Source organism: Neorhizobium sp. P12A, assembly GCF_008365395.1.
Classification (GTDB): Bacteria; Pseudomonadota; Alphaproteobacteria; order Rhizobiales; family Rhizobiaceae; genus Rhizobium.
Map to the genome: position 1 here is coordinate 1 of NZ_QOVX01000018.1, position 20,871 is coordinate 20,871.

Below are 20,871 nucleotides of genomic sequence, written 5' to 3' on the forward strand. Positions count from 1 at the left end.
AACCTCAAGCGCCACTGTCCAATCGTCTTCTGTCATCTTCGTGCTCATGCCGACCTCCAAATCAGTCGGCACTCCATGAATCAGACTAAGTGCAAGTCAGGAATCCCAAAGGGGCCACATGCGCAATCCGTCCACATCGCCTAGCATTGTCTGGCTATTGCGTTAATACACGGTCATGACCGTCCCAATTGACTTTGACTGTGAAGCCTGCGGTGCTTGCTGCTCGTTCTCGCCCACCTGGCCCAGATTTTCCACCGAGACGGAAGCGGAGCTCGACGCTATACCGGCGCGCTTTGTTTCGGAGGATCAGCGGGGGATGCGGTGCAACGGGGCGCGTTGTTCTGCTTTGGCTGGCATTGTTGGTTCTCGGACATCGTGTCTGGTTTACGAACTTCGGCCCGATGTCTGCCGGGCCTGTGTCCCAGGAGACGGAGCCTGTCTGGAGGCACGTTCGTCTTTTGGGCTCGACTAAACGAAAGGCAACAGCAACAAAGCCGCCCTGCTGCTCCACGGTTTCTACCAGGTCTCAAAGGCTTGTTTTCGGGTGTTTTTGGATTTGGGCCTTGGTGTCGCCGGTTCAGATCCCAACAAGGTGAGTCAGCCTGGTCATGACTTGAAAGTGGCGGCATGATATCTGGCGATTTTCGGCGACAAAGATTGAGAGGCATGACCACACAATTCGACATGTTTTCCGACAATGACGTCGGAGCGCCTGCAAGATCTCCTCGCGCCGTTTCGACGAAGCGAATGACGCCGGCTACCCTCCACGAAGAGGGCATGATCGCCCACCTGGCGGCGACTGGTCGCTATCGTGTCTTAAGAAAACTCGAGCCGCGTGGAATAGCGTCAGTAATTCGGCCCGAATATCCGCTCCGCGGCGTCATTATCGACACGGAAACGACGGGTCTCGATCATCGCAGGGATGAGATCATCGAGATCGGAGCGATAGGCTTCACGTTTGATGAGCAGGGTGGGATCGGCGACGTCACCGGCGTTTACGGTGGCTTGCAGCAGCCAACAACGTCTATTCCCGCCGAAATTACTAAACTGACGGGCATCACCGGTGAAATGGTGGCGGGTCAGTTTATCGACATGCTGGCATTGAGGCACATCATCGATCCTGCGGATCTGATCATCGCGCACAATGCCCGGTTCGACCGCCCTTTTTGCGAAACCTTCTCAGCATCGTTTTCCGGCAAGGCATGGGCGTGCTCCAACGTGGAGATCGACTGGTCGTCGCGCGGGTTCGAGGGAACGAAACTTGGCTATCTCGTTGGGCAGGCGGGTCTTTTTCATGAAGGCCATCGGGCCATCGACGATTGCTTCGCTTTGCTCGAGGTTCTCTCTCTAGGGAGCAATTCTGACGCACGCTCGCCTTTTGCCGAACTCTATCAGGCAAGCCAGCGGTCGCGGGTCCGCATCTTTGCCGAAAACAGTCCGTTCGACATGAAGGATCACCTCAAGGCGCGCGGTTACCGCTGGTCCGATGGCAGCGATGGCCGCCCGAAATGCTGGTGGATCGAAGTTGATGAAGCGGACCTAGACGATGAGCTCAATTATCTCCGCTCCGATATCTATCGGTATCCGGAAGCCGATCCGCCCTTCCGGCACTTGACCGCATTCGATCGGTTTCGGGCTTGACCGTCTGGCTGTGTCGCAGCCGCCTCACTATCCTTTGCACTCTTTGGGGACGATCAGCAGTAGGCCGGGCATATAACCGGTTTCCCCAAGGGGCAATGGTCGCCAGCAGCGCCGGAAGCACGCAAGTCGACTTGACTGGGACAAGGTTTAGGCAGTAGTGTTATGTAATAACATAACTAAAGGAATTACCGTGATACGATCCAAACCCCCCGTCATCGTCCTTTCCAGCTTTCTCAGACCGAGCTTGACAGGTCTCTTGTCGATGCCTCCCAATTCATCCTCAACATTGGCGAAATCTAGCGGATCCTTTTGTCAGCTGGGCGCGCCGCGCTGCCTGGTATCACACCATCTACCCAATGCAATCGACAGCGTCTTGACCTCGAGGCGTCGTTGACCTTAACTGATGCCGACGGTTTCCCAAGGATGACTCTGAGGGGATTAATAGGGAACACGGTGCGGACGACCCAAAGTGGGACCAAGACCGTGGCTGCCCCCGCAACTGTAAGCGGATTGCCGACCATCCAAGGGCCCTTGAGGCCATGCCACTGCGAAAACCGCGGGAAGGCAGATGGACGGCAGAAATCCGTGAGCCAGGAGACCTGCCGTCAAATCGTCATCCAATCAGCCGGGCGGGGATGCCCGGACAAGGAACAGATATGACAGACCTGACCCTTCGCTTATCGCGATGCCCATCGGCCTCGATTGGATTTCTCATGCCCGATTTTCGCGTGCGGCCTTTCCTCTGAAACCGCACCGGGCCGAACTCCTCCTGCAAACATCGAGAACCAACCAATGACATCGCTTTTAAAATTGCTTGCCGTCGCCTGCGGCCTTGCCTTCGTCGCCGCGCCCGCTTTCGCGGCCACGCAATATCCGCTCACCGTCACCAATTGTGGCCTGAAGGTTACCTTCGGCAAGGCGCCTGCGAAGATCGTCTCGATCGGCCAGAGCATGACGGAAGTGCTCTACGCTCTTGGTCTTTCAAACAAGGTTGTAGGCACGGCCGTCTGGTTCAGCCCAGTGCTGCCGCAATTTGCCGACGTGAACAGCAAGATCAGGCGTCTGGCCGACAACGAGCCGAGCTTTGAATCCGTGGTCGGGCAGGAGCCTGATCTCGTCGCTGCGGAATTTGAGTGGCATGTCGGGCCGCAGGGTTCCGTCGGAAAGCGCGAGCAGTTTTCTGCGCTCGGAATCAACACCTATGTGTCGCCAGCCGACTGCGTCGCCAAGGTCAACGACAATGGCGGCGACGGTGTTCGCAAGGAACTGTTCTCCATGGACCTGATCTATCAGGAAATCGCCGAGCTCTCGGAGATCTTCGACGTCAAGGATCGTGGCGACGCACTGATCGCCGACATGAAGAGGCGCGAGGCCGACGCGGTCGCCTCAGTCGCATCCGTCAAGATGAAGAACGTGCCCATCGTCTTCTGGTTTTCCAGCAAGGAGGTCAATGGCGACGCCTTCATCGCCGGCAAGAACGGCGCTCCCGCCTATATCCTCAAGACCCTGGGCGCTACAAATGTGGTGACGACCGAGGAGGAATGGCCGCTCGTCGGATGGGAAACGATCAGCGCGGCTAATCCCGCTGTGATCGTCATGGCTGATATGGATCGGCGTCGTTACGCCGCCGACAATCCGAAGATGAAGCGCGATTTTCTCGATCACGACCCGGTCACCAGCCAGATGGCGGCAGTGAAGGACAAGCGCATCGTTCTGATGGATGCCGAAGCAATGAGCCCATCGATCCGTACCGTAGACGGCATCGAGCAGTTGGCCAGCGCGATCAAGTCTTTTGGCCTGACGCAGTGACACGGTTTGATATGGGAAGGCGGGGCGTCTGGTCGCTCCTTTTGTTGTTTGTCCTTGGCTTCGTCCTGCTTGCCTTCGCGATCAGTCTCGCCGTGTCGATCGGCGAGATTTCCATTCCGCTCTCGACGACCGCCGAGGCGGTGGCCAATCGCCTGTTCGGCGCAGAATTCGAGATCAGTCGCATCCATCAGGGGATCGTCTGGGACTACAGGCTGAGCCGGGCCCTGGTGGCGGCCAGCGCCGGCGCGGCGCTCGCGTTGAGCGGTACAGTGCTGCAGGCAATGCTGCGCAACCCGCTCGCCGAACCCTATCTGCTCGGCATTTCCGCAGGCGCGTCCACGGGGGCCGTCGCCGTCATGATCCTCGGTTTCGGTTATGGGGTGCTGACGCTGTCGGGCGGTGCGTTCATTGGCGCCGTTCTCGCATTCGCGCTGGTGGTCCTGCTGGCTGCCGGCGCGGGCGGCACCGGCGAGCGTATCATTCTCTGCGGCGTCGCCGGCTCACAGCTCTTCAATGCGTTGACGTCCTATATCGTCACGACCTCGGCCAATGCCGAGCAAGCCCGCGGCGTGATGTTCTGGCTGCTCGGCTCGTTAAGCGGCGTGCGCTGGCCGGATGTTTATCTGGCAGCTCCGGTCACAGTCGTCGGCTTTCTCGTCTGTTTCTGGCATGTGCGGGCGCTCGATGCCTTCGTTTTCGGAATGGATGCAGCCGCGTCGTTGGGCATCCCAGTGCGCCGCGTGCAGGCGATCCTTCTAGGCGCGACGGCGCTGATGACGGCCACTGTTGTCAGCATCGTGGGTTCGATCGGCTTCGTGGGACTCGTCATCCCGCATGCCGCCCGTTTCATCGTTGGGCCGGGCCATGGACGCCTGTTGCCAGCGGCAGCACTTGCCGGAGCAATCTTCATGGTGGTCGCTGACATCATCTCGCGCATCATCATCCCGCAGCAGATCCTGCCAATCGGCGTGGTGACTGCCCTTTTCGGTGCTCCCGCCTTTGCAGCCATTCTCTACCGTGCCCGGAGATCCGCATGACCATATCGACCCACAACGTCAGTTTTGCCGTGGGTAACACCGTCATCGTCGATGGCGTCAACCTGGCAATCGAGAAGGGCAAGACGCTGGGTCTGCTCGGGCCCAACGGCTCGGGTAAGTCGAGCCTGCTGCGGCTTATCGGTCGGCTGCGCAAAGTCAAGAGCGGTGTCATCCGACTAGGCGATCACTCGATCGCCGACTTGTCGAGAGGCGATTTGGCGCGGCGGGTCGCGCTTGTCGAACAACACGCAACAACAGATACGCAACTGACGGTCATGGATGTCGCGAGGCTCGGACGAACGCCGCATCGCGGATTGCTTCCCTTATCCTCTGCCGGCGACGATGCGATCGTATTGGATGCGCTCGCCCGGGTCGGCATGAAAGAGCGGGCCGCACAGCTTTGGCACACTTTATCAGGCGGCGAACGCCAACGCGTTCATATCGCGCGCGCTCTGGCACAGACGCCGAGCGAACTGCTTCTCGATGAACCCACCAATCATCTCGACATCCAGCATCAGCTGCATATTCTCGGCCTTGTTTCGAAGCTCGACATCACCTGCATCGTCGCTCTGCACGATCTCAACCTTGCCGCCATGTTCTGCGACCGGTTGGCCGTCTTGAACAAGGGGCAACTCGTGGCGATCGGTGCGCCGGAAGAGGTTCTCACCAAGACGCTGATCGCCGATGTCTTCGAGGTCGATGCCCATGTCGAGCGTTCGCCCGTCCACGGCCGCTGCCATGTGCAGTATCTCTTGGCCTGACGCTGCAATCGGTCGAAAGCCTGACGCCCAACGCGCCGGGGACGCCCGAACGGCGTGTTTAGCAGCGCACTTCCAGCCGGGTCGCGACGAGCTGCGAATAGTCCGTGCCGGTTGGATCGTTGAAAAACAGTGTCGTCAGCATGGCCTGGTTCTCGGCCAGGATTTCCTTCGAACCGGGCCGAACGACCTTTCGCTTGCAGCTTGCAAAGCCCGGGCCCGATGTCTTGATGTCGTTGTCGCTCGCAAAATCGAGCGCCGTGTAAAGCGTCGGATCGTAGACGCCGAAGACGGTTAGACCTTTGAGGCTGGTCGGCGCCGCCGGCTTTTGCGAAAACGACAGGATGAGCGCCTGGTTTTCGTAGCTTGCGCGAATGATGTCGGGTTTTGTCAGCGCAACGGCTTTCCCGTTGATGGTTATGTTTGTGTAGTAATTGTATTTCGCCATCGATGTCCGCACGGTCTTCGCGACGGCCTCAAGCTCGGACGGATCGAGCGTGTCATTCTGGTTCTTGTCGAAATCGATCAGCACCGACGAAGAGAATACTTCGTCGAAGCGCCATCTATCGTGAACCTCGCTCAAAGTGCCGTCTGCGCCAGCGACAGCTTCGAATTGTGCGTCCACGAAAATGTGAGGGTGCGCGGAAGCCGGCGCAGGGACGGAACCGATAAAGACAGTCACCAAAAATAAGAATGAAATGGCTCGGGCACGATCGAAGGTCATGCATCTGAATGTGCAAGGAATGGGTCCGATTTATGATCTAGCCGCGCAAGGCAAAGAGTACGCCGGCCCGAGTGAGCGCTCCTAGAAAGGTGGATGGTCGGAGGCCATTCGAACTGATTCAGCGGGGCCCCCGATTTTCTGCTTTTATTTCTTCCAAGACAGCGGTGTCGTAGGTTTAGATCCTTTAAGGTGATTGAACCAAATGGCACTAAACGAGATGCGTAACGACATCGTCTTTACGATGCTTGTAAAGACGATGTCGTTACGCCACGTAGTGCGTTCAGACACGAGTTCCCATGCCGGCTTCAGACACGACCAAAAGCCCGGACGCAAGCGTGCCGCTGAATATGCGCATCAAGCCGTTGACCCGCAACCTGATCGACCGCGCCGCCGAGTTGCTTGGTAAGACGCGCACGGATTTCACGCTGGAGGCTTCCGAGCGTCGCGCTGAGGAGGTGCTGCTTGACCGTACCATCTTTGCGGTAAACCCCGAAATCTATGCCGAATACCTTGCCCGGCTCGATGCGCCCGCGCAGCCCAATGAGCGTCTGAAACGCACCATGTCGACCACAGCGCCGTGGGATGAGGCGCGACCCTCAGCGCGCCGGCACCACTGGCCGATCATCATGAACTGGTCCAATTCGATTCAGGCGTCCCCGAACTGGATGACTGGCTGCGTCGCCGCGCCCGAGCCTATCAATCAGGCGGCGCACCGCGCACGTTCATAGTGTGCGAGGAAAGCCGGGTCATCGCTTACTACGCGCTTGCCTCCGGCGCGGTAAAGCAGGCGGAAGCACCTGGCCGTTTTCGGCGCGACATGCCTGATCCAATTCCAGTCGCCGTGCTTGGTCGCCTCGCAATTGATCTATCCTATCAGGGACGAGGCATTGGAAGGGCGTTAGTGCGCGATGCAGGCCTGCGCCTGCTCAATGCCGCTGAAATACTCGGCATCCGCGGCGTGCTGCTGCATGCCATTTCGGAGGACGCGCGAGCCTTCTATAAGGCCGTCGGCTTTCTGTCTTCTTCGTTCGACCCCATGGTGCTGATGATCGGATTGCATGATCTCAACAACGCGCTGAACTCCTAAACGAAACTCAAAGGTCTTGCTTTGGCATGCTCATTCGATTTCTCGCGGCATCGGTGCCGAGGACGAGCGGGAATAGGAGCGCAGTTTTAAGAAATGACGTATTGGAGGATTGCCCGTCGGTTGGCGGCTAAGTTCGTTGCCACAGTTGTCTGTCTCAAGGAGCTGGCCTGAATTCCGGCGCCCTCGCTTGACGCTGCGACAACGGTCACGTTAATTAACCGCACTTGCATAAGCTAGGCGCTTATTAGAATAACGGCGCTCTTGCTTAAATAACGGGCAGAGTTCGCTGCCACACAGTTTTGCCAATCGACGCCTTTCTCAACTTTAAGACCTTTGATGCAAATCCTTGGATAATAGATCCTATGCTCCGAGTTTTTGTATCAATGCCGACTTCCGTCGCCCAGCGCCAAATCGCGCGAACCGTGCTCGCCGAGCGCGGGATTGCACGTCTAGCAGCCGCCGGACTCGAGGAAAAACCGCACCATCTCGTCTGTTGCGCAAGGCCCGCGCTGGTCGGTGTACGATCCGCGCGCATCGCCGCCGGACCAGGCATGGCCACCACCCTCGACAAGCCAGTATTCCAGTGTTGGTCGCCCTTCCGCGTTCCTGAAAATTTTTCTCGTATAGGGGCGGTTACCGGCAGAGCGATCGGTCTCCGTTTGGGTTGTGGCGTGTGGACCCGGCGGAATGGCCATCGAGACTATCCGCTCGGCATTGGACGGATGCACGGTGCGGTCCGCGCCACCTTGAAACACGATCGTGCGAACGCCCGGTGTGGATCGTTGGCGCGGTTGCGGGTGGGGTAAAACGACACCCGCGTCGCCTCGCATGACGGAGAAGGCCGACATGACGTCGTTTGCGGCACCGTAGGCCAATCCGGAATGAATGCCCACGGCGCCATAGAGTTCTGGATATGTCTCGCTCATGACCGCCGCCATCGCGCCGCCTGCCGATAGTCCCGCTACAAAAACTCGGGGGCGATCGAGGTCAAATTCCGCCATGAGCTCCGCGGTAATTCCTGCAATGATCGAAGGCTCGCCGGCATCGCGCTTCTGATCCGCCGGTCTGAACCAGTTCCAGCAGGAGGAGGCGTTGTCCGTTACCGTCTGGTGGGGATAGGCAACGAGGAGACCATGTGTCTCCGCCACGGCATTCATGCCGGTTCCCGTCGCGAAGTCCTCGGGGTTTTGTTTGCAGCCGTGCAGCATGACGATCAGTCCACGCGGCTCGCCTCGTGCGGATGCCGGTATATAGAGTTTGTAGCCTCGGGTGCCGGCCGCGCAGGAATAGGATCGCGCCAGAAATTGCGCGCCAGATGGCACAGCAGGAGAGGGGCTATGTCTCGCCAGTCCTGGCAAGCCTATGCTTGGCATTGAGGAGAATGCTCCCGATCCCGCCCGTCCTTCGCGCAAGACGCGGAGTGTCTCGCCAAGCGGCTTTCGCAGCCGATGACATCCAACATCGTCAGGCCGTTCCCTCGATCCAGGTACTTGCTCTTCTCTAGGCTCGATGACTTCTGCGTCAGGATCTATCTGGAACGGTTTCGAATGACGCGCGTGCGGAGTGTCCGCGGTGACCGGTTCCGTAGGAGCACGAGGATCGGCCGTTGGACGGCGAGCAAGCAGATCCTGGATGACGCGGGTCGCCTCGACGAGATTCGAAGCTCGCGTCAGCGACGTTGCCCGCCTCATGGCAATGAGAAAATTGTTCATCTGATGTCCTTGTGGCCGCGCCTATGTCTAGCGAATACGATCGGTCAATGCCGATTTCAGTTCCGCACTGGCGTGCAGCGCGCCGAGCACGGTGATTGCGTGAATTGTCGCGAGCGCGAGTTCGGGTGTGACATCTGGCGCGATGCGGGCCAGTCCAAGCACCCTGATCTCGAGCTTTTCGCCAGCGGCCTTCACCGCTTCCAGATCAGCCTTGGTATAGTCCCTCAAGCCAAGTTCCAGCGATTGCCTGATGATGGACTGTTTGACCACCTCACCCTCGCTGGCGAGCTGATTGCGGATCGCTGTCCGTATGAAATCGCTGCGATTTGAATAGAAGCCTTCCTGCACCAGAACGTCGACACGGCCAAGATCGACATAGCCGAGATTGATCGTGATCTTTTCCGTCTCACTGTTTTTCTCACGAAGCCTGTACACATTGTCAGCCATATCGTTCTCCATCCATATGGATGGTAGATGGATGGTATATGGATGTTCTTCAAGAGGCGGCGGCGCGGAAACCGAAAATTGCAGCGCGTCTTGACCAGAGGTGAGGGCATAGTGCGGTGATGAGGCCGCCTCGCCAGCGGCAATAGTGTATAGAGAAGGCGTCTGCGTTGTGACGCTCAAGGCTGATCGGTCCTATCTCACTTGAGTCGCGACAAACCTGTTTCCTCTGGGGACGTTTGGCCTCTTTTAACCGACAGGAACAGGCTCACGGCATAGTCCTGATGTCCACAATCTCACCGACCTCGCGGTTATTTTTGGGATCATATCAAAAGCTTGGAACAAGCCCTCGCAGATGGTGTTACCGAGCATGGATAGCGAGAAACTCGACACCATTGCGAAACCCATCGCACTCGTCGTGGATGACGAACCCTTGATACGGATGGATACCGCCGACCTCATTTCCGACGCTGGATATCATGTCGTAGAGGCCGCCACGGCCGACGAAGCTTTCGAATTTCTTGAAAGGTACAGCTCGCTGCAACTGCTCTTCACGGATGTGCAGACAGGTGGGGACCTTGACGGTTTCGAACTGGCCAGGAAGGTCGCCAAGCGGTGGCCGAACATAGAGGTGGTCGTCGCATCAGGGGCGAGGATGCCGAAAGAGGGGGACCTCCCGAGCAATGCGAGTTTCATTCAGAAGCCATTTTCTGCCGAAACCGTCCTTGAGGCATTGAAAACGCACTTTCCAAACGGACCAGGTAAGCCCCGAGATATCGGCTGACATGCGGAGGGTTCCCGCCGGTCAAGACTTGCCGGCTGGACTATAAGGGCATCGTCAATGTGAACCGGGTCTCGGTCTCGTCAGAGTTCACCGAGAGTCTTCCGCCATGCACTCTGGCGATCTCGCTTGCTATATAGAGACCCAGACCCAGACCCTGCTGGCTGCTGATGACCTCGCCTCGGAAGAATGGCCGAAACAGGGTTGGCTTGACCTTTTCCGATATCGGCTTGCCACTGTTGGCGACCCAGACATCCAGGCGGCCTCCAGTCGTGGTCACGCCGATCTCGATCGGCTTTGTACGATCGCCGTGCGTCACGGCATTGTCGATCAGGTTCGAAAGAAGCTGAGACATACGGGGATGGTCGCAGCGGACGTCACGATCGAGTTCGAAATTGGGGCGGATATCCAGATCCGGATGCACTGATCGGATCTCCTCCACGACATTGTCCAGAACGGGACGCAGCGACGCCTGCGCAACGACGTCAAGCTTCAAACCATCGCCCAGGCGAGCTCTTGCAAAATCAAGCACGTTGTCGACGAGATCGCGCATGCGGAGCGCGCTCGACTGGATGAGACCAAGTATGTCGCGGCTTTCCGAACTCATTTCTGCTGTCCGACCCAAGCGCCTGATTCCCGCCATCACCGAAGCAATCGGATTACGCAGATCGTGGCCAAGGACGGAGACAAACTGTTCTCGCACGATCGAGAGCTCGCGCTCCTCTGCAAGGTCGACCTGCGCATGGACAAGATCCGAGTTGCTGTCCAGATTGCTGGCAATCAGTTTGGCGAAGAGCTGGAACATCCCGATCGTCTCGGGATTGTCGACCTTATGAGGCGCTGGGTCGATGGCACACAGGGTTCCGAAGAAACTGCCGTCGCGACGAATGATCGGTACGGAAATGTAGCTTTTCAGCCCATAGATGGCAGGCGTGTGATGGCCGCGGTATTTGAGGCTTTCATCGACGTCATCTATCACGACGAGATGGCGACTTTGCCGGATCTCGTGGCAAATCGTCGACTCGAGCTTGAGTTCGCCGCCAGCCTTCAGCCCGAAATCAACATTGTCGAGAACGGCGCAAGCCAGCCAGCGGCTGTCGGTGACCCGAGCGACTGCGGCAAATCCCATCCCGGTCGTCTTGCAGATGACTTCGAGAATCGTGGGAACCTCAGCCATCCGGCCGATCGCCTCGACGTCTCCTCGGATGTCATCCATGGCACGCTCCTTCTGTAGACTTCGATCTTACAGTTTCGGAGCCAGGATATCATTTCAATAAGACATGGGGGAATGACGATCGGGTGACGAGGACAAACCCGAGATTGTCCCCCGTCGAGCGCTTGCGATCCTAGTCGTACTTCAGGGTAGCCTTCAAATGCTTGAGCTCGAGATCCTGCCGAGCTGCCGCTTGCTCGACACTATGTCGATAGGAAGCGTTGGTCTCGGCTATAATCTTGTTCATCTCCGTGATTTGGCTCTGCAACTCGTAGGGCATGCAGGCCGATGTTATTGTGCCTCCGCAAGCCGTAGCCGCCCGTCTCATCACGGATGCGCGGCCTTTCCATGTCTCGTTGAAGGCATCGGACCAAGCCGCGGGGGTATCGGCGGAAAGCTGCAGAACCATTGTCGTAAGCGGGCCTTCCGCGGCTCCGGATTCGCCTTCGCTCAACTCGACGATCCTGATGTCCTGAAATTCGGTCATTGAATAATTCTCCTCCGTTGGCTGCCTGGACTGGCTCGGCCGGTCACCGATGGTGATAGCGATGACCGTGCGCGGGAGTCAGTGGCGGGACTACGTCGACCGCATCAGGCTGCCTTTTCGGCATTCTGATTGACGACCTTCGTTGCAATTGACGTGAGAGCGATATCAGTCGCCTGTTCCTCGTCGAGCGTAGTCTGCAGGAGCTTGGCGGCATCCTTCATGCCCAATTCCAGCGCCCATGTGCGCAAGGTACCATAGCGCGACATCTCATAGTGTTCGACCGCCTGGGCTGCCGCAAGAAGGCCAGCGTCGAGTGCCGGCGTCCCTTCGTATTCTTCCATGACGCCGGCGCCTTCCTTGACGATGCCCATCATCGCGTCGCAGGTCTTCTGCTCCGGCTTCTTGCCGATGATCTTGAAGATATCTTCGAGACGGGTGACGTGCACCTTGGTCTCGGCGAGGTGCTTGATGAAAGCCTCCTTGAGTTGCTTGCTCTTGGCCGCATTGTGCATTTTCGGAAGCGTGGCAACGATCTTGTGTTCCGCGAAATACACGTCCTTCAAAGTGTCGTGAAAGAGGACGTCGAGTGTTTTGGTTTCCTTGGCCATGATTGGCTCCCTAGGTTCGATGGTTTTTGTCGGGGACCGGGGATGCCCGGTCATGTTCACGGCCGCCTCCAGGCAGCCGCGCATTGCGATCAGGCGGCCGGAGGACGCCGGTAGCGATCGCGTTCCTGTTCGATCTGTTCAGGCCCGTAGGGGTCGAGCGTGTCGTCGAAGCGTGTCCAGCCGTCTTGGTTATAGGCAGCCCTGCGCTCCGCAGGATCCACCCAGTTCGAACGCTTCAGTATTGCTTCGGCTTCGGGCGCAAGCGCGTCGTCGACCTTGGCCGTAACCAGCGAGCCGCCGCGGCGCACACCTTCGGCGTAAAGGTTAGCGTCGGCCTCGGACACGCCCGAGCCGGTCAACGCTCCGATCAGTCCACCGGCCGCGCCGCCAGCTACAGCACCCGCGACAGCTCCGACTGCCGTCGCCGCAAGCCAGCCCGCTGCAACCACAGGACCGACGCCTGGAATGGCCATGATGCCGAGCCCGGTCAAAAGACCGCCAGCGCCGCCAACGACGGCACCAAGGCCTGCGCCGGATTCCGCTCCGGTCGCAGCACCAGACTGCCTGTCCGAATAATGGTCGTCCGCATTGTTGGAAATGATGCTGATGTCATTCGACGGGACGCCAGTTGCTTCAAGCGCGCTGACAGCGGAGCTTGCATCGGTGTAGTCGTCAAAAAGTCCAGTAATGGTTTTCATGAAGGTATCCTTGAGAAATTGAGAAGGGGCGTTACTTCGCGACGACGTTGCCCTGGTAGTCGAGGGCGACCATGACGGCCTTGCCGTCCTTCATGCCTGCCGCCATCCAGATGCCGCTGTGGTCTTTCTTGAGGTCTTTGACCTCGGAGAAGCCGGCTTTCTCGATGCGGTCCTTGGCCTGGGCCTCGGTGAAACTGTTCGCGCCTGCGACCGGCGCAGCCGGGTTCTTTGTGTCCTGCGTCGTCATTGCGGGAGTTCCGGCATCGGTGGAGGGCGCAAGATTCGTTTGCGCGACAGCGGCCAGCGCCGACGCTGCGACGAGCGCCGCGGCAAGGATCATATTTTTCATTGAGGGTTTTCTCTTTCTCTGGCCGGGTTCACACGACCGTGAAGTCAGAACCTCGCCAGCTCCTATAAGTTCCGTCCCACTGCAGGAATATCGGGCTTGGCGATCAGCGACGTTGGCGGACGCGCCCGTGCCGATCTCGGTTTTTGTCAGAAATGGCTCGACCTTGAATGCAAGCAGAAAAAGACGTCCGAGCGCTATTTGAGCCGTCATGGACGGGGTCCCATCCGTTACCGGCATCCGTATCGGTGCTTGGAAATGTTCGGTTGAGGAGGCTTTTTGCAAGATGCCTGAGCCGTGAAACACCGCATTCGCATAACGGGATGCGTCACCAGGGCGCGATCAAAGTGATTAGTGGAAAGGGGTTGCTATATCCTGCCGAGCAGTGCACCTTTCAATCGTCGGAGCCAACCTTTTGCGGGCGGCTGCGGTTTGGAAGCATGGGACGCTTTCGCCCCAATCTGAAAGGGCTCGCCATGCTTGGTCCAGTCCGACAACTCCATCAGAAGCTAACAGGACATTCGATTATCGGCGGTTTCTTCGGCCAAGGCCGAAGAAGGGAACGACGGCCGGCAATGAACGGCGAAATCCAAAGCCTCTCCGTCATGCGCTTTAAGCACTATGGCCAAGGTATGGGCACTGACGACCATCTGCTTAGTATAATGCGAGCCCAACCGTAAACTGCCAATCTGGACAATACATTGCCCTGGGATTGTTTGCGTACCCGCGGTCGTGAGCAGCTACGCGCATCGCTTGGTGATGCGCGTAGCGCATCTCGTCAATGTTGGAGAAAGCAGCGATCGTGCTGCGTTGCGGAGCTATCATGACAAACGGAAGAATTTCCTCGTACAGGAATGCCAGTCGGTTTCCCGGCGATAAAAGCGTTGTAACGGACCTCGTCTCTCGCGGGATCACAACCGTTGAAACGGAAGAACGGGTAGCAAAGACTGCGCTTCTAAGATCTCTTCGACTGGTTGGGCAAAACGGCAGAGATGAACCGGATACGTCGAACTTTATTCCTAGTTGGACATAGTCAGCGCTGTATGCGGGCTCGTTCAGCATTCGAAGCTGTGACCGTACATGAAACGATCAAGACCGCTTGTTGCAGTACGCAATTGCCGTTCGACGTGGAACAGTCCTATGCGCGACATTTGTTTTGACCGCGCGCGTCGATTTGATCGCTGCGGACCCAAACGCTGACACCGCCGCCATTGGTCGGGAAGTCCGCTCCGCCGGTTTCATCCGTCGTCACCCGGTGCGACGGCGCGCGTTGTTCTGCTTTGGCCGGCAGTGTTGGCTCTCGGACGTCGTTTCTGGTTTATGAACTTCGGCCGGATGGCTGTCGAGCCTGAGTCCCAGGAGATGGGGCCTGTCTGGAGGCCCGTTCGTTCTTTGGCCTCGACTAAACGAAGATCGATGAACTCGGATCAAGAGGCGAGGGGGCCGGCAGGATCTGTACGCCACGACACCGTCGTTTCCTGTATCGAACCGCATCCTTCCTCCCGACCTGGTGTCAAATCGCCGTCGTCGCCGAGCGGCTTGACCGGAGGAACAGCTCGATAAGCGTTCCCCCCTTACGATGCCGGCGCGAAGTTTAACTATAAACTGTTGTGCCCGCCTCTCTGCGCAGCGAATTCTGTCGCCGAGGTGATGCTCCATCCATAGCAAGCTGATCTGCCCATTGTGCTATCCGCGAAGCAAGCGCATGATCCTCACGTCAGCAGCCATTCTAACGGGCGCTGTTGGTTGGGGGCGGTACCCTCGCCCTGACCGAAAGGAGGACCCTGTGTCTTCCGACTTTCCCAATCAAAAGCAAATCGCATCGGCTCCCGGACCGGGTACGATAGCTCATCCTGCACGAGACAGTCGAAAGCCGAAGAGCAAAGCAACGCATCTACGCCTCGCCTACTCCAATCCAATGCCGCTTCCGAAAGAGGACGACCTTGTTGCGGCGGTCCTGCGAATCCTCAATACGTCAGCACTCGACATGAGCGATATCACCGTCACTGCGAAAGGCGCCGACATTACGCTATCCGGATCAATTCGAGGCAAGAGAGAAGCATTCCGCGCTGTTGCCGTCGCGAGTTCCGTTCGGGGCGTTCGTATTGTGCACAACGAACTGTTCGGGTGGTGAGGATAAACTTCTCCGAAGGCTTTCCGTTAGGATTGAGGAGTTTCGCGTGAGCAGTCTTCCGAATACCGCCGACATGACGGTCGAACAACGCTCCGCAATCTTGGAAGCGCTCATCGCTCGTATTAAGATTGCGGCACGGGAAGCAGCGGCCGCTGGCGACGACAAGATGCAACTTCGATTGCTCACTCTGTCGCGGGCGATCATAGATCGCCGCCTCCTCGATCATAAGACGAGCGGATTAGCGTATTCGAATTGTGTTGACGAAGCGGTACGGCTTCTCTCTGAGTTTCAGTTGAGCGCCAGCAAGCATGGGGCTGCCACGCCTGGGCTGCGGGCAAACAAATGAAGGACAGGGAGCCAAACGCGCAAACCACCCCTCAGAGCGTAGATTGTCCTTCGGCATGGAAACTACACGCTATTGACTTCGATCCTATTGAAGCGCGTAGGTCTTTTTTCAAGAGGACTGCCAATGCTCAAATCGCTTGCCGTTCTCATCCCCATCACATTGTGGTTTTCGTCCGCTCTGGCGGATGGCGCGACTTTGCTCATCACCACAAGCGGCTTGAAATCAAGCGTTATCGGGTCGGTGTCGGGCTCGCGGACGTCTCGGTACAATCTTAACGTCGTGAGCGGTCAGACAGGCAGTATAGAGCTATCTTCCGATCTGCCGGGTGCGTGCTCACTGCGGATTGTTGAGCTGCCCCGCGGCCTACCGCTCTTTGAAGCAAGTGGCCCTCAATCGACGTACAAAATCGTTCAGGCAGCCGAAAGGACACTCCAAATCGTAGCCTATCCGTCGCGGGACGCCTACCTTAAGGACATCCCGTGCAGCTATACCATCAACTACGACGTCGATTGATGCCGGCAGAACCGAAGTTTCGCTGGTCAATCATTTCAAGGATTGGGGGCTATGGTCCTCATTTGCTCCCTCCATATTCTGCGTTTCCTGGCGACACAGGCGTGCCGACTGCCGTTACGCGATAGGACTCGCCGGAAGGGCCGCTTGTGGGCTGCTTAACGAGAATTGCGCTGTCAGATCTTCGAATGTTCGAAGATTGAAATACATCTTCCAGATCGAGATGCGATGGCGTCGGATGTTCAATCCGTGCGAAATGCCGCCTGATCTTTTTGGTCAATGTATCCGCGCGATACGCAACATAGCTCGCTTTCGGGAAGCATCGCCATCTGAATTGGCGTTGAGCTTCTGTCGGTCAAGATAACCGTGCTCCCAGCTCTTATGCCCTTCAGCGCTTTCGGAATGGGGATTCTTGGCACTGCCGTCGTTACGCGAATACGCTTTTGCACCGGCTTTATAGCTTTGTGCTTTGTTCGTGAGTTTCTTCATCTTACGCCTCCCTGATGGTGAACTTCTATAGCGGTTTGCGCCCAGCATTCATGAGGAGCTGACGCTCGGTCGCGGTGGGACCCAAGAGCTTCAGAAGCCGGTTTTCTTCCAACGGGTCCAGTCTGAAGCGTTTTGCGAAATCGCTGACGTTCCAAACCTTGCGAAGTCTCAGTTCTCGGACGCTGTGGTCATTCGAAGCGACGGCCATGGATGATCTCCTTTGCGACCAGCCGCCGCGTCTATCGTTGAAAGATCGGCGTGCTGGATGATGCTGAAGTCGGGTACTGCCGACGGTGGAGGTTCGGGACGAGACGGTTGCTATACTCTGGATAGCATTCCCTTTAAACAATTTAAGTGGGGATTAAATTTTTTAACACAAGGGTGGATTATGCGGATTGGTTTCATAGGGTGATCTGGATCTGCGCTGGATCGATCCCCATCGCTGTTGATGGGAGGACGTCCTACCTTCGTTGTTCAAAGAGCCGCCGCTCCGGCTCGAAGATGTCGGTAGCAACCGGAACGAGTCCTGCGACGAAATCGTTGAATTGCAGTCTCGAAAGGTATTGCGTGATGGAGAGAGTGAGCCTTCGAACTTTTCGACCTGTTAGCATAATGCTCGGTGGACGCTATCGTGTCCTAACAAGGGTCGTGGATGCAGCCCAGCTGCATCGTAGTGACGAATGGCCGAAGCAGGAAAGTTCAGCACAATCGCATCTAAGGTTGGCGATCATCGCGGAGTTTAGCGGTGACGCGTCGCCGGACGCCGTCCGGCATGCAATCCTTGCCGCTGCCCGCGACGCTCATTTACAGTACGTGTCATGATGGTGCGATGGTGGCTATCACGACGACAGTAGATGAGGCCGTGGCTCTGCTACCACCTCCGCTGCCGAAGAATGGCGCGCTTGGCCAGCCCGGCGGACAGGTAGAAATAAGGCAATGAAATAGTAGCAGATGGAATTGAGCCGAATCGCGGACGGCCCCATCGCCAACCTCGCCATCAGACGCGAGCCGGGCCGTCCAACTCAGCATGGTGATCGGGTAGCAGGATCAGCGAGCTAAACTAACGAGCCACTCTCGAAAACCGCGTCCACGAATGCATCTCGCGCATCGTCGCAAGTGCCGGCCCTCTTGAGCGCGGCAAGGCACCGGCTTTTCGCAGCCCGGTGTAGTGTACTTTCGTAGCTCACGCCCATCTCGTTGAGATTCCGAAGGGCGCCCTCCGGTCCCCTGATAGCGGCAATTTGGCCTTCCGTTCCGCGGACAAAGACCGGAACGCGCCAAACCGTTTGAAAGTCGACCAGTATCACATCGCTCATTGCCGTCTCCTGCTTGATAGAATGGAACAACGAGACAAGGGTTTTTGTTCCATTTCGTTTACCGGAACAACGTCTTATGGCTCCCTTTCAGCGGAAAGCTTGGGGCGATGGCGGTGCGGGGATTTGTGTCGCCTGCGCCCTTAGTTGCAATTGCGAATTTGAGCAACGTCAGAGCTATTCAGCAAAATCGACTCAAACCAGACGTCGGAGGCTCCGATTGATCGGAACCCCCTTCCTTGTGTCAGCTACAGAGCTTCCCGAACGACTTTTTACATCATGCCGCCCATATCAGGTGTCCCGCCTCCTGCAGAATCTTTCCTGGGAAGATCGGCAATCATGGCTTCCGTGGTCACTAGAAGCCCGGCAACCGAAGCTGCGTTCTGCAGGGCGGTGCGAACGACCTTGACCGGGTCGACGATGCCCATGGCGATCATGTCGCCATATTCGGACGTTTGAGCGTTATAGCCGTAGTTGTCCGTGTTGCTTTCCAGTATCCGGCCGACCACGATGGAGCCTTCGTCACCGGCGTTTTCGGCAATCTGGCGAACCAGTGACTGCAGAGCCTTACGGATGATGGCCACTCCGGCATTCTGGTCGTCGTTCTCACCCTTGATGTCGAGGAGGATGGAGGCGCGCAGCAGGGCGGTTCCGCCGCCCGGTACGATGCCTTCTTCAACGGCAGCGCGCGTTGCGTTCAGAGCGTCGTCGATGCGGTCCTTCTTTTCCTTGACTTCGACTTCCGTCGAGCCGCCGACGCGGATGACGGCAACGCCACCAGCGAGCTTGGCAAGGCGCTCCTGCAGCTTTTCGCGGTCATAATCAGAAGAGGTTTCTTCGATCTGAGCCTTGATCTGCGCAACGCGGCCTTCGATGTCGGACTTGGCGCCAGCGCCGTCGACAATCGTGGTGTTTTCCTTGGAGATCGAAACCTTCTTCGAACGGCCGAGCATGTCGAGCGTTACGGATTCGAGCTTGATGCCGAGGTCTTCGGAGATGACAGTGCCGCCTGTGAGGATAGCGATGTCTTCAAGCATGGCCTTGCGCCGGTCGCCGAAGCCAGGAGCCTTGACAGCAGCGATCTTTAGGCCACCGCGCAGCTTGTTGACGACGAGCGTAGCAAGAGCTTCGCCTTCGACATCTTCGGAAATGATAAGAAGTGGCTTGCCGGTCTGAATGACGGCTTCGAGGATCGGTAGCATAGCCTGCAGGTTGGAAAGCTTCTTTTCGTGCAGAAGCACGTAGGCATCTTCCAGTTCAGCCACCATCTTTTCGGCATTGGTGACGAAATAGGGGCTCAGATATCCACGGTCGAACTGCATGCCTTCGACGACTTCGAGTTCGGTTTCAGCGGTCTTGGCTTCTTCGACGGTGATAACACCTTCGTTGCCGACCTTCCGCATCGCATCCGCGATATACTGGCCGATTTCCTTCTCGCCATTGGCAGAAATGGTGCCAACCTGTGCGATCTCTTCTGACGTGTTGATCTTCTTGGCCTTGGCCAGCAGATCCTTGACCACGGCGGCAACAGCAAGGTCGATACCGCGCTTCAGGTCCATAGGGTTCATGCCGGCTGCTACGGCCTTGCCGCCTTCGCGAACGATCGCCTGGGCGAGAACGGTTGCAGTCGTGGTGCCGTCGCCGGCGATGTCATTGGTCTTCGACGCCACTTCACGCACCATCTGGGCGCCCATGTTTTCGAACTTGTCGTCAAGTTCGATTTCCTTGGCGACGGCGACGCCGTCCTTGGTGATGCGCGGCGCACCGAAGGACTTGTCGATCACGACGTTACGGCCCTTGGGACCAAGCGTGACCTTTACCGCGTCAGCAAGAATGTCGACGCCGCGCAGCAGCTGTTCGCGCGCATCACGGCCGAATTTGATTTGTTTGGCAGACATGGAAAAACTCCCGGGCTGATCGCCCAATGGTCGTCATGAAAAGAATAAAGATGAGGCCGAAGATCAGGCGATCACCCCCATCACATCGGCTTCCTTCATGATCAGCAGGTCTTCGCCGTTGAACTTGATCTCGGTTCCGGACCATTTGCCGAACAGGATGCGGTCGCCCGCTTTGACATCAAGAGGCACGATCTTGCCGCTCTCATCGCGCGCGCCAGCTCCAACGGCTACAATTTCGCCTTCCTGCGGCTTTTCCTTGGCGGTGTCCGGAACGATGATGCCGCCCTTGGTCTTGGCTTCAGCCGCGATCCGACGCACGACGACGCGGTCGTGTAACGGCCGAAAATTTATCTCTGTCATTGCTGGGTTCCTCGACGGGAGCGCAGCCGAATGGCCGATCCCGATAAGTCGTTTTAGCAGTCTTATGTTGAGAGTGCTAGCGAGATTCGTGCGTTGGTAGCATCTGGCCGAGTTATTTTCGCCGAGCAATGAACAGCTACGGAATGATGCGACCCCCTTTCTTAAAATCGTTTGGGTCTTAATTAAATTGTTTAGGGACCTGAAATCTGAAATCGCAATGGCGCTGGCATACGGACAGACCGAAATCATTGGCGGCAAAGCGCTATAGATCTTTCAATGCAGAGGAGGGCGACAATGAAGACGCTCACCTGCGGGTGGAGTCGTCATCGCTAAGGCAGCAAACAGTCCGAAATGTTACGGCTCCAAACGCCGGGTTCTTCGAGCATTGCAAGTCCTATCCACCGACCCCACATATTGACTACCTGCAGCATCTGAAACGGGCGCTGCAGAGTGTGGGTGCACAGAGTGCCCCAGCC

At 57.5% G+C, this 20,871-nt stretch carries 20 protein-coding genes, 2 pseudogenes and 1 riboswitch; of the genes and pseudogenes, 10 read left to right on the forward strand and 12 right to left on the reverse strand.

Annotation, left to right across the window (positions count from 1 at the left end; translation table 11 throughout):
- The first annotated feature begins 175 nt into the window (after positions 1-175).
- The 5 genes from DTW90_RS29365 to DTW90_RS29385 all read left to right on the forward strand — a co-directional run bounded on the left by DTW90_RS29365 (position 176) and on the right by DTW90_RS29385 (position 5,248).
- Positions 176-472, forward strand: coding sequence for a YkgJ family cysteine cluster protein (locus DTW90_RS29365; protein ID WP_149342965.1), 297 nt, complete (start codon positions 176-178; stop codon positions 470-472).
- A 194-nt stretch (positions 473-666) separates the two neighbouring features.
- Positions 667-1,641: a 3'-5' exonuclease gene (locus DTW90_RS29370; protein WP_149342966.1), complete on the forward strand. Its 975-nt coding sequence runs from the start codon at positions 667-669 to the stop codon at positions 1,639-1,641.
- 393 nt (positions 1,642-2,034) lie between these two features.
- Positions 2,035-2,263, forward strand: a riboswitch (cobalamin riboswitch).
- Positions 2,264-2,433: 170 nt separating this feature from the next.
- Positions 2,434-3,450: an ABC transporter substrate-binding protein gene (locus DTW90_RS29375; RefSeq protein WP_149342968.1), complete on the forward strand. Its 1,017-nt coding sequence runs from the start codon at positions 2,434-2,436 to the stop codon at positions 3,448-3,450.
- Between the two features lie 11 nt (positions 3,451-3,461).
- Complete coding sequence (locus DTW90_RS29380) at positions 3,462-4,487, forward strand: iron ABC transporter permease (RefSeq protein WP_149343114.1); 1,026 nt, start codon at positions 3,462-3,464, stop codon at positions 4,485-4,487.
- Positions 4,484-5,248: an ABC transporter ATP-binding protein gene (locus tag DTW90_RS29385; RefSeq protein ID WP_149342970.1), complete on the forward strand. Its 765-nt coding sequence runs from the start codon at positions 4,484-4,486 to the stop codon at positions 5,246-5,248. Before DTW90_RS29380 ends, DTW90_RS29385 begins: the two co-directional genes overlap by 4 nt.
- Before the next feature lie 58 nt (positions 5,249-5,306).
- Here the strand turns inward: DTW90_RS29385 and DTW90_RS29390 are convergent, their stop codons facing one another.
- Positions 5,307-5,969, reverse strand: a complete 663-nt coding sequence (locus DTW90_RS29390; protein WP_149342972.1) for a DUF1007 family protein — start codon at positions 5,967-5,969, stop codon at positions 5,307-5,309.
- 296 nt (positions 5,970-6,265) lie between these two features.
- On the opposite strand from DTW90_RS29390, the pseudogene DTW90_RS29395 reads away from it, so the two are divergent.
- A pseudogene (locus tag DTW90_RS29395) lies at positions 6,266-6,559 on the forward strand (DUF1778 domain-containing protein); the annotation flags it as partial.
- A gap of 23 nt (positions 6,560-6,582) precedes the next feature.
- A complete protein-coding gene (locus DTW90_RS29400) occupies positions 6,583-7,056 on the forward strand; it encodes a GNAT family N-acetyltransferase (protein WP_149342974.1) in 474 nt (157 codons plus the stop codon).
- Between the two features lie 449 nt (positions 7,057-7,505).
- Here the strand turns inward: DTW90_RS29400 and DTW90_RS29405 are convergent, their stop codons facing one another.
- Entirely contained in the window at positions 7,506-8,768 is a 1,263-nt protein-coding gene (locus tag DTW90_RS29405; protein ID WP_149342976.1) for a PHB depolymerase family esterase, read from the reverse strand.
- A gap of 27 nt (positions 8,769-8,795) precedes the next feature.
- Positions 8,796-9,215 carry a CopG family transcriptional regulator gene (locus DTW90_RS29410; protein WP_132527543.1) on the reverse strand — a complete coding sequence of 140 codons (420 nt, stop codon included), beginning with the start codon at positions 9,213-9,215 and terminating at the stop codon, positions 8,796-8,798.
- 367 nt (positions 9,216-9,582) lie between these two features.
- On the opposite strand from DTW90_RS29410, the gene DTW90_RS29415 reads away from it, so the two are divergent.
- Positions 9,583-9,996: a response regulator gene (locus DTW90_RS29415; protein WP_149342978.1), complete on the forward strand. Its 414-nt coding sequence runs from the start codon at positions 9,583-9,585 to the stop codon at positions 9,994-9,996.
- 40 nt (positions 9,997-10,036) lie between these two features.
- Here the strand turns inward: DTW90_RS29415 and DTW90_RS29420 are convergent, their stop codons facing one another.
- The 5 genes from DTW90_RS29420 to DTW90_RS29440 form a co-directional block, all read right to left on the reverse strand.
- A complete protein-coding gene (locus DTW90_RS29420; RefSeq protein WP_149342980.1) occupies positions 10,037-11,209 on the reverse strand; it encodes a GAF domain-containing sensor histidine kinase in 1,173 nt (390 codons plus the stop codon).
- A gap of 130 nt (positions 11,210-11,339) precedes the next feature.
- Positions 11,340-11,693: a hypothetical protein gene (locus DTW90_RS29425; protein ID WP_149342981.1), complete on the reverse strand. Its 354-nt coding sequence runs from the start codon at positions 11,691-11,693 to the stop codon at positions 11,340-11,342.
- Positions 11,694-11,797: 104 nt separating this feature from the next.
- A complete protein-coding gene (locus tag DTW90_RS29430) occupies positions 11,798-12,301 on the reverse strand; it encodes a DUF892 family protein (RefSeq protein WP_149342983.1) in 504 nt (167 codons plus the stop codon).
- An 89-nt stretch (positions 12,302-12,390) separates the two neighbouring features.
- Complete coding sequence (locus tag DTW90_RS29435) at positions 12,391-12,999, reverse strand: general stress protein (RefSeq protein ID WP_149342985.1); 609 nt, start codon at positions 12,997-12,999, stop codon at positions 12,391-12,393.
- 31 nt (positions 13,000-13,030) lie between these two features.
- Complete coding sequence (locus DTW90_RS29440; protein ID WP_149342987.1) at positions 13,031-13,348, reverse strand: PepSY domain-containing protein; 318 nt, start codon at positions 13,346-13,348, stop codon at positions 13,031-13,033.
- Positions 13,349-14,598: 1,250 nt separating this feature from the next.
- Here DTW90_RS29440 and DTW90_RS37815 point away from each other — a divergent pair.
- Positions 14,599-14,697: pseudogene (locus DTW90_RS37815) on the forward strand (YkgJ family cysteine cluster protein); the annotation flags it as partial.
- An 828-nt stretch (positions 14,698-15,525) separates the two neighbouring features.
- On the forward strand, positions 15,526-15,825 hold the full coding sequence (locus tag DTW90_RS29455) for a hypothetical protein (protein ID WP_149342991.1): 300 nt from the start codon (positions 15,526-15,528) through the stop codon (positions 15,823-15,825).
- A 786-nt stretch (positions 15,826-16,611) separates the two neighbouring features.
- Here the strand turns inward: DTW90_RS29455 and DTW90_RS29460 are convergent.
- The 4 genes from DTW90_RS29460 to DTW90_RS29485 form a co-directional block, all read right to left on the reverse strand.
- The gene (locus tag DTW90_RS29460; RefSeq protein WP_149342993.1) at positions 16,612-16,824 is read right to left on the reverse strand and encodes a hypothetical protein; all 213 of its coding nucleotides are present in this window, start codon (positions 16,822-16,824) and stop codon (positions 16,612-16,614) included.
- A gap of 25 nt (positions 16,825-16,849) precedes the next feature.
- On the reverse strand, positions 16,850-17,032 hold the full coding sequence (locus tag DTW90_RS37820) for a hypothetical protein (RefSeq protein WP_132527563.1): 183 nt from the start codon (positions 17,030-17,032) through the stop codon (positions 16,850-16,852).
- A gap of 1,377 nt (positions 17,033-18,409) precedes the next feature.
- Positions 18,410-20,035, reverse strand: a complete 1,626-nt coding sequence (gene groL / locus DTW90_RS29480) for a chaperonin GroEL (protein WP_149342996.1) — start codon at positions 20,033-20,035, stop codon at positions 18,410-18,412.
- A gap of 63 nt (positions 20,036-20,098) precedes the next feature.
- Positions 20,099-20,395, reverse strand: coding sequence for a co-chaperone GroES (locus DTW90_RS29485; protein ID WP_132527571.1), 297 nt, complete (start codon positions 20,393-20,395; stop codon positions 20,099-20,101).
- Positions 20,396-20,871 lie beyond the last annotated feature (476 nt).

What these genes read in the sequence shown, in the direction of transcription:
- DTW90_RS29435 (WP_149342985.1), bottom strand. Translation starts at nt 12,999, where the DNA reads ATGAAAACCATTACTGGACTTTTTGACGACTACACCGATGCAAGCTCC.
- DTW90_RS29430 (WP_149342983.1), bottom strand. Translation starts at nt 12,301, where the DNA reads ATGGCCAAGGAAACCAAAACACTCGACGTCCTCTTTCACGACACTTTG.
- DTW90_RS29485 (WP_132527571.1), bottom strand. Translation starts at nt 20,395, where the DNA reads ATGACAGAGATAAATTTTCGGCCGTTACACGACCGCGTCGTCGTGCGT.
- DTW90_RS29375 (WP_149342968.1), top strand. Translation starts at nt 2,434, where the DNA reads ATGACATCGCTTTTAAAATTGCTTGCCGTCGCCTGCGGCCTTGCCTTC.
- DTW90_RS29380 (WP_149343114.1), top strand. Translation starts at nt 3,462, where the DNA reads ATGGGAAGGCGGGGCGTCTGGTCGCTCCTTTTGTTGTTTGTCCTTGGC.
- DTW90_RS29460 (WP_149342993.1), bottom strand. Translation starts at nt 16,824, where the DNA reads ATGAAGAAACTCACGAACAAAGCACAAAGCTATAAAGCCGGTGCAAAA.
- DTW90_RS29365 (WP_149342965.1), top strand. Translation starts at nt 176, where the DNA reads ATGACCGTCCCAATTGACTTTGACTGTGAAGCCTGCGGTGCTTGCTGC.
- DTW90_RS29410 (WP_132527543.1), bottom strand. Translation starts at nt 9,215, where the DNA reads ATGGCTGACAATGTGTACAGGCTTCGTGAGAAAAACAGTGAGACGGAA.
- DTW90_RS29390 (WP_149342972.1), bottom strand. Translation starts at nt 5,969, where the DNA reads ATGACCTTCGATCGTGCCCGAGCCATTTCATTCTTATTTTTGGTGACT.
- DTW90_RS29405 (WP_149342976.1), bottom strand. Translation starts at nt 8,768, where the DNA reads ATGAACAATTTTCTCATTGCCATGAGGCGGGCAACGTCGCTGACGCGA.
- DTW90_RS29385 (WP_149342970.1), top strand. Translation starts at nt 4,484, where the DNA reads ATGACCATATCGACCCACAACGTCAGTTTTGCCGTGGGTAACACCGTC.
- groL (WP_149342996.1), bottom strand. Translation starts at nt 20,035, where the DNA reads ATGTCTGCCAAACAAATCAAATTCGGCCGTGATGCGCGCGAACAGCTG.
- DTW90_RS29370 (WP_149342966.1), top strand. Translation starts at nt 667, where the DNA reads ATGACCACACAATTCGACATGTTTTCCGACAATGACGTCGGAGCGCCT.
- DTW90_RS29440 (WP_149342987.1), bottom strand. Translation starts at nt 13,348, where the DNA reads ATGAAAAATATGATCCTTGCCGCGGCGCTCGTCGCAGCGTCGGCGCTG.
- DTW90_RS37820 (WP_132527563.1), bottom strand. Translation starts at nt 17,032, where the DNA reads ATGGCCGTCGCTTCGAATGACCACAGCGTCCGAGAACTGAGACTTCGC.
- DTW90_RS29415 (WP_149342978.1), top strand. Translation starts at nt 9,583, where the DNA reads ATGGATAGCGAGAAACTCGACACCATTGCGAAACCCATCGCACTCGTC.
- DTW90_RS29420 (WP_149342980.1), bottom strand. Translation starts at nt 11,209, where the DNA reads ATGGATGACATCCGAGGAGACGTCGAGGCGATCGGCCGGATGGCTGAG.
- DTW90_RS29425 (WP_149342981.1), bottom strand. Translation starts at nt 11,693, where the DNA reads ATGACCGAATTTCAGGACATCAGGATCGTCGAGTTGAGCGAAGGCGAA.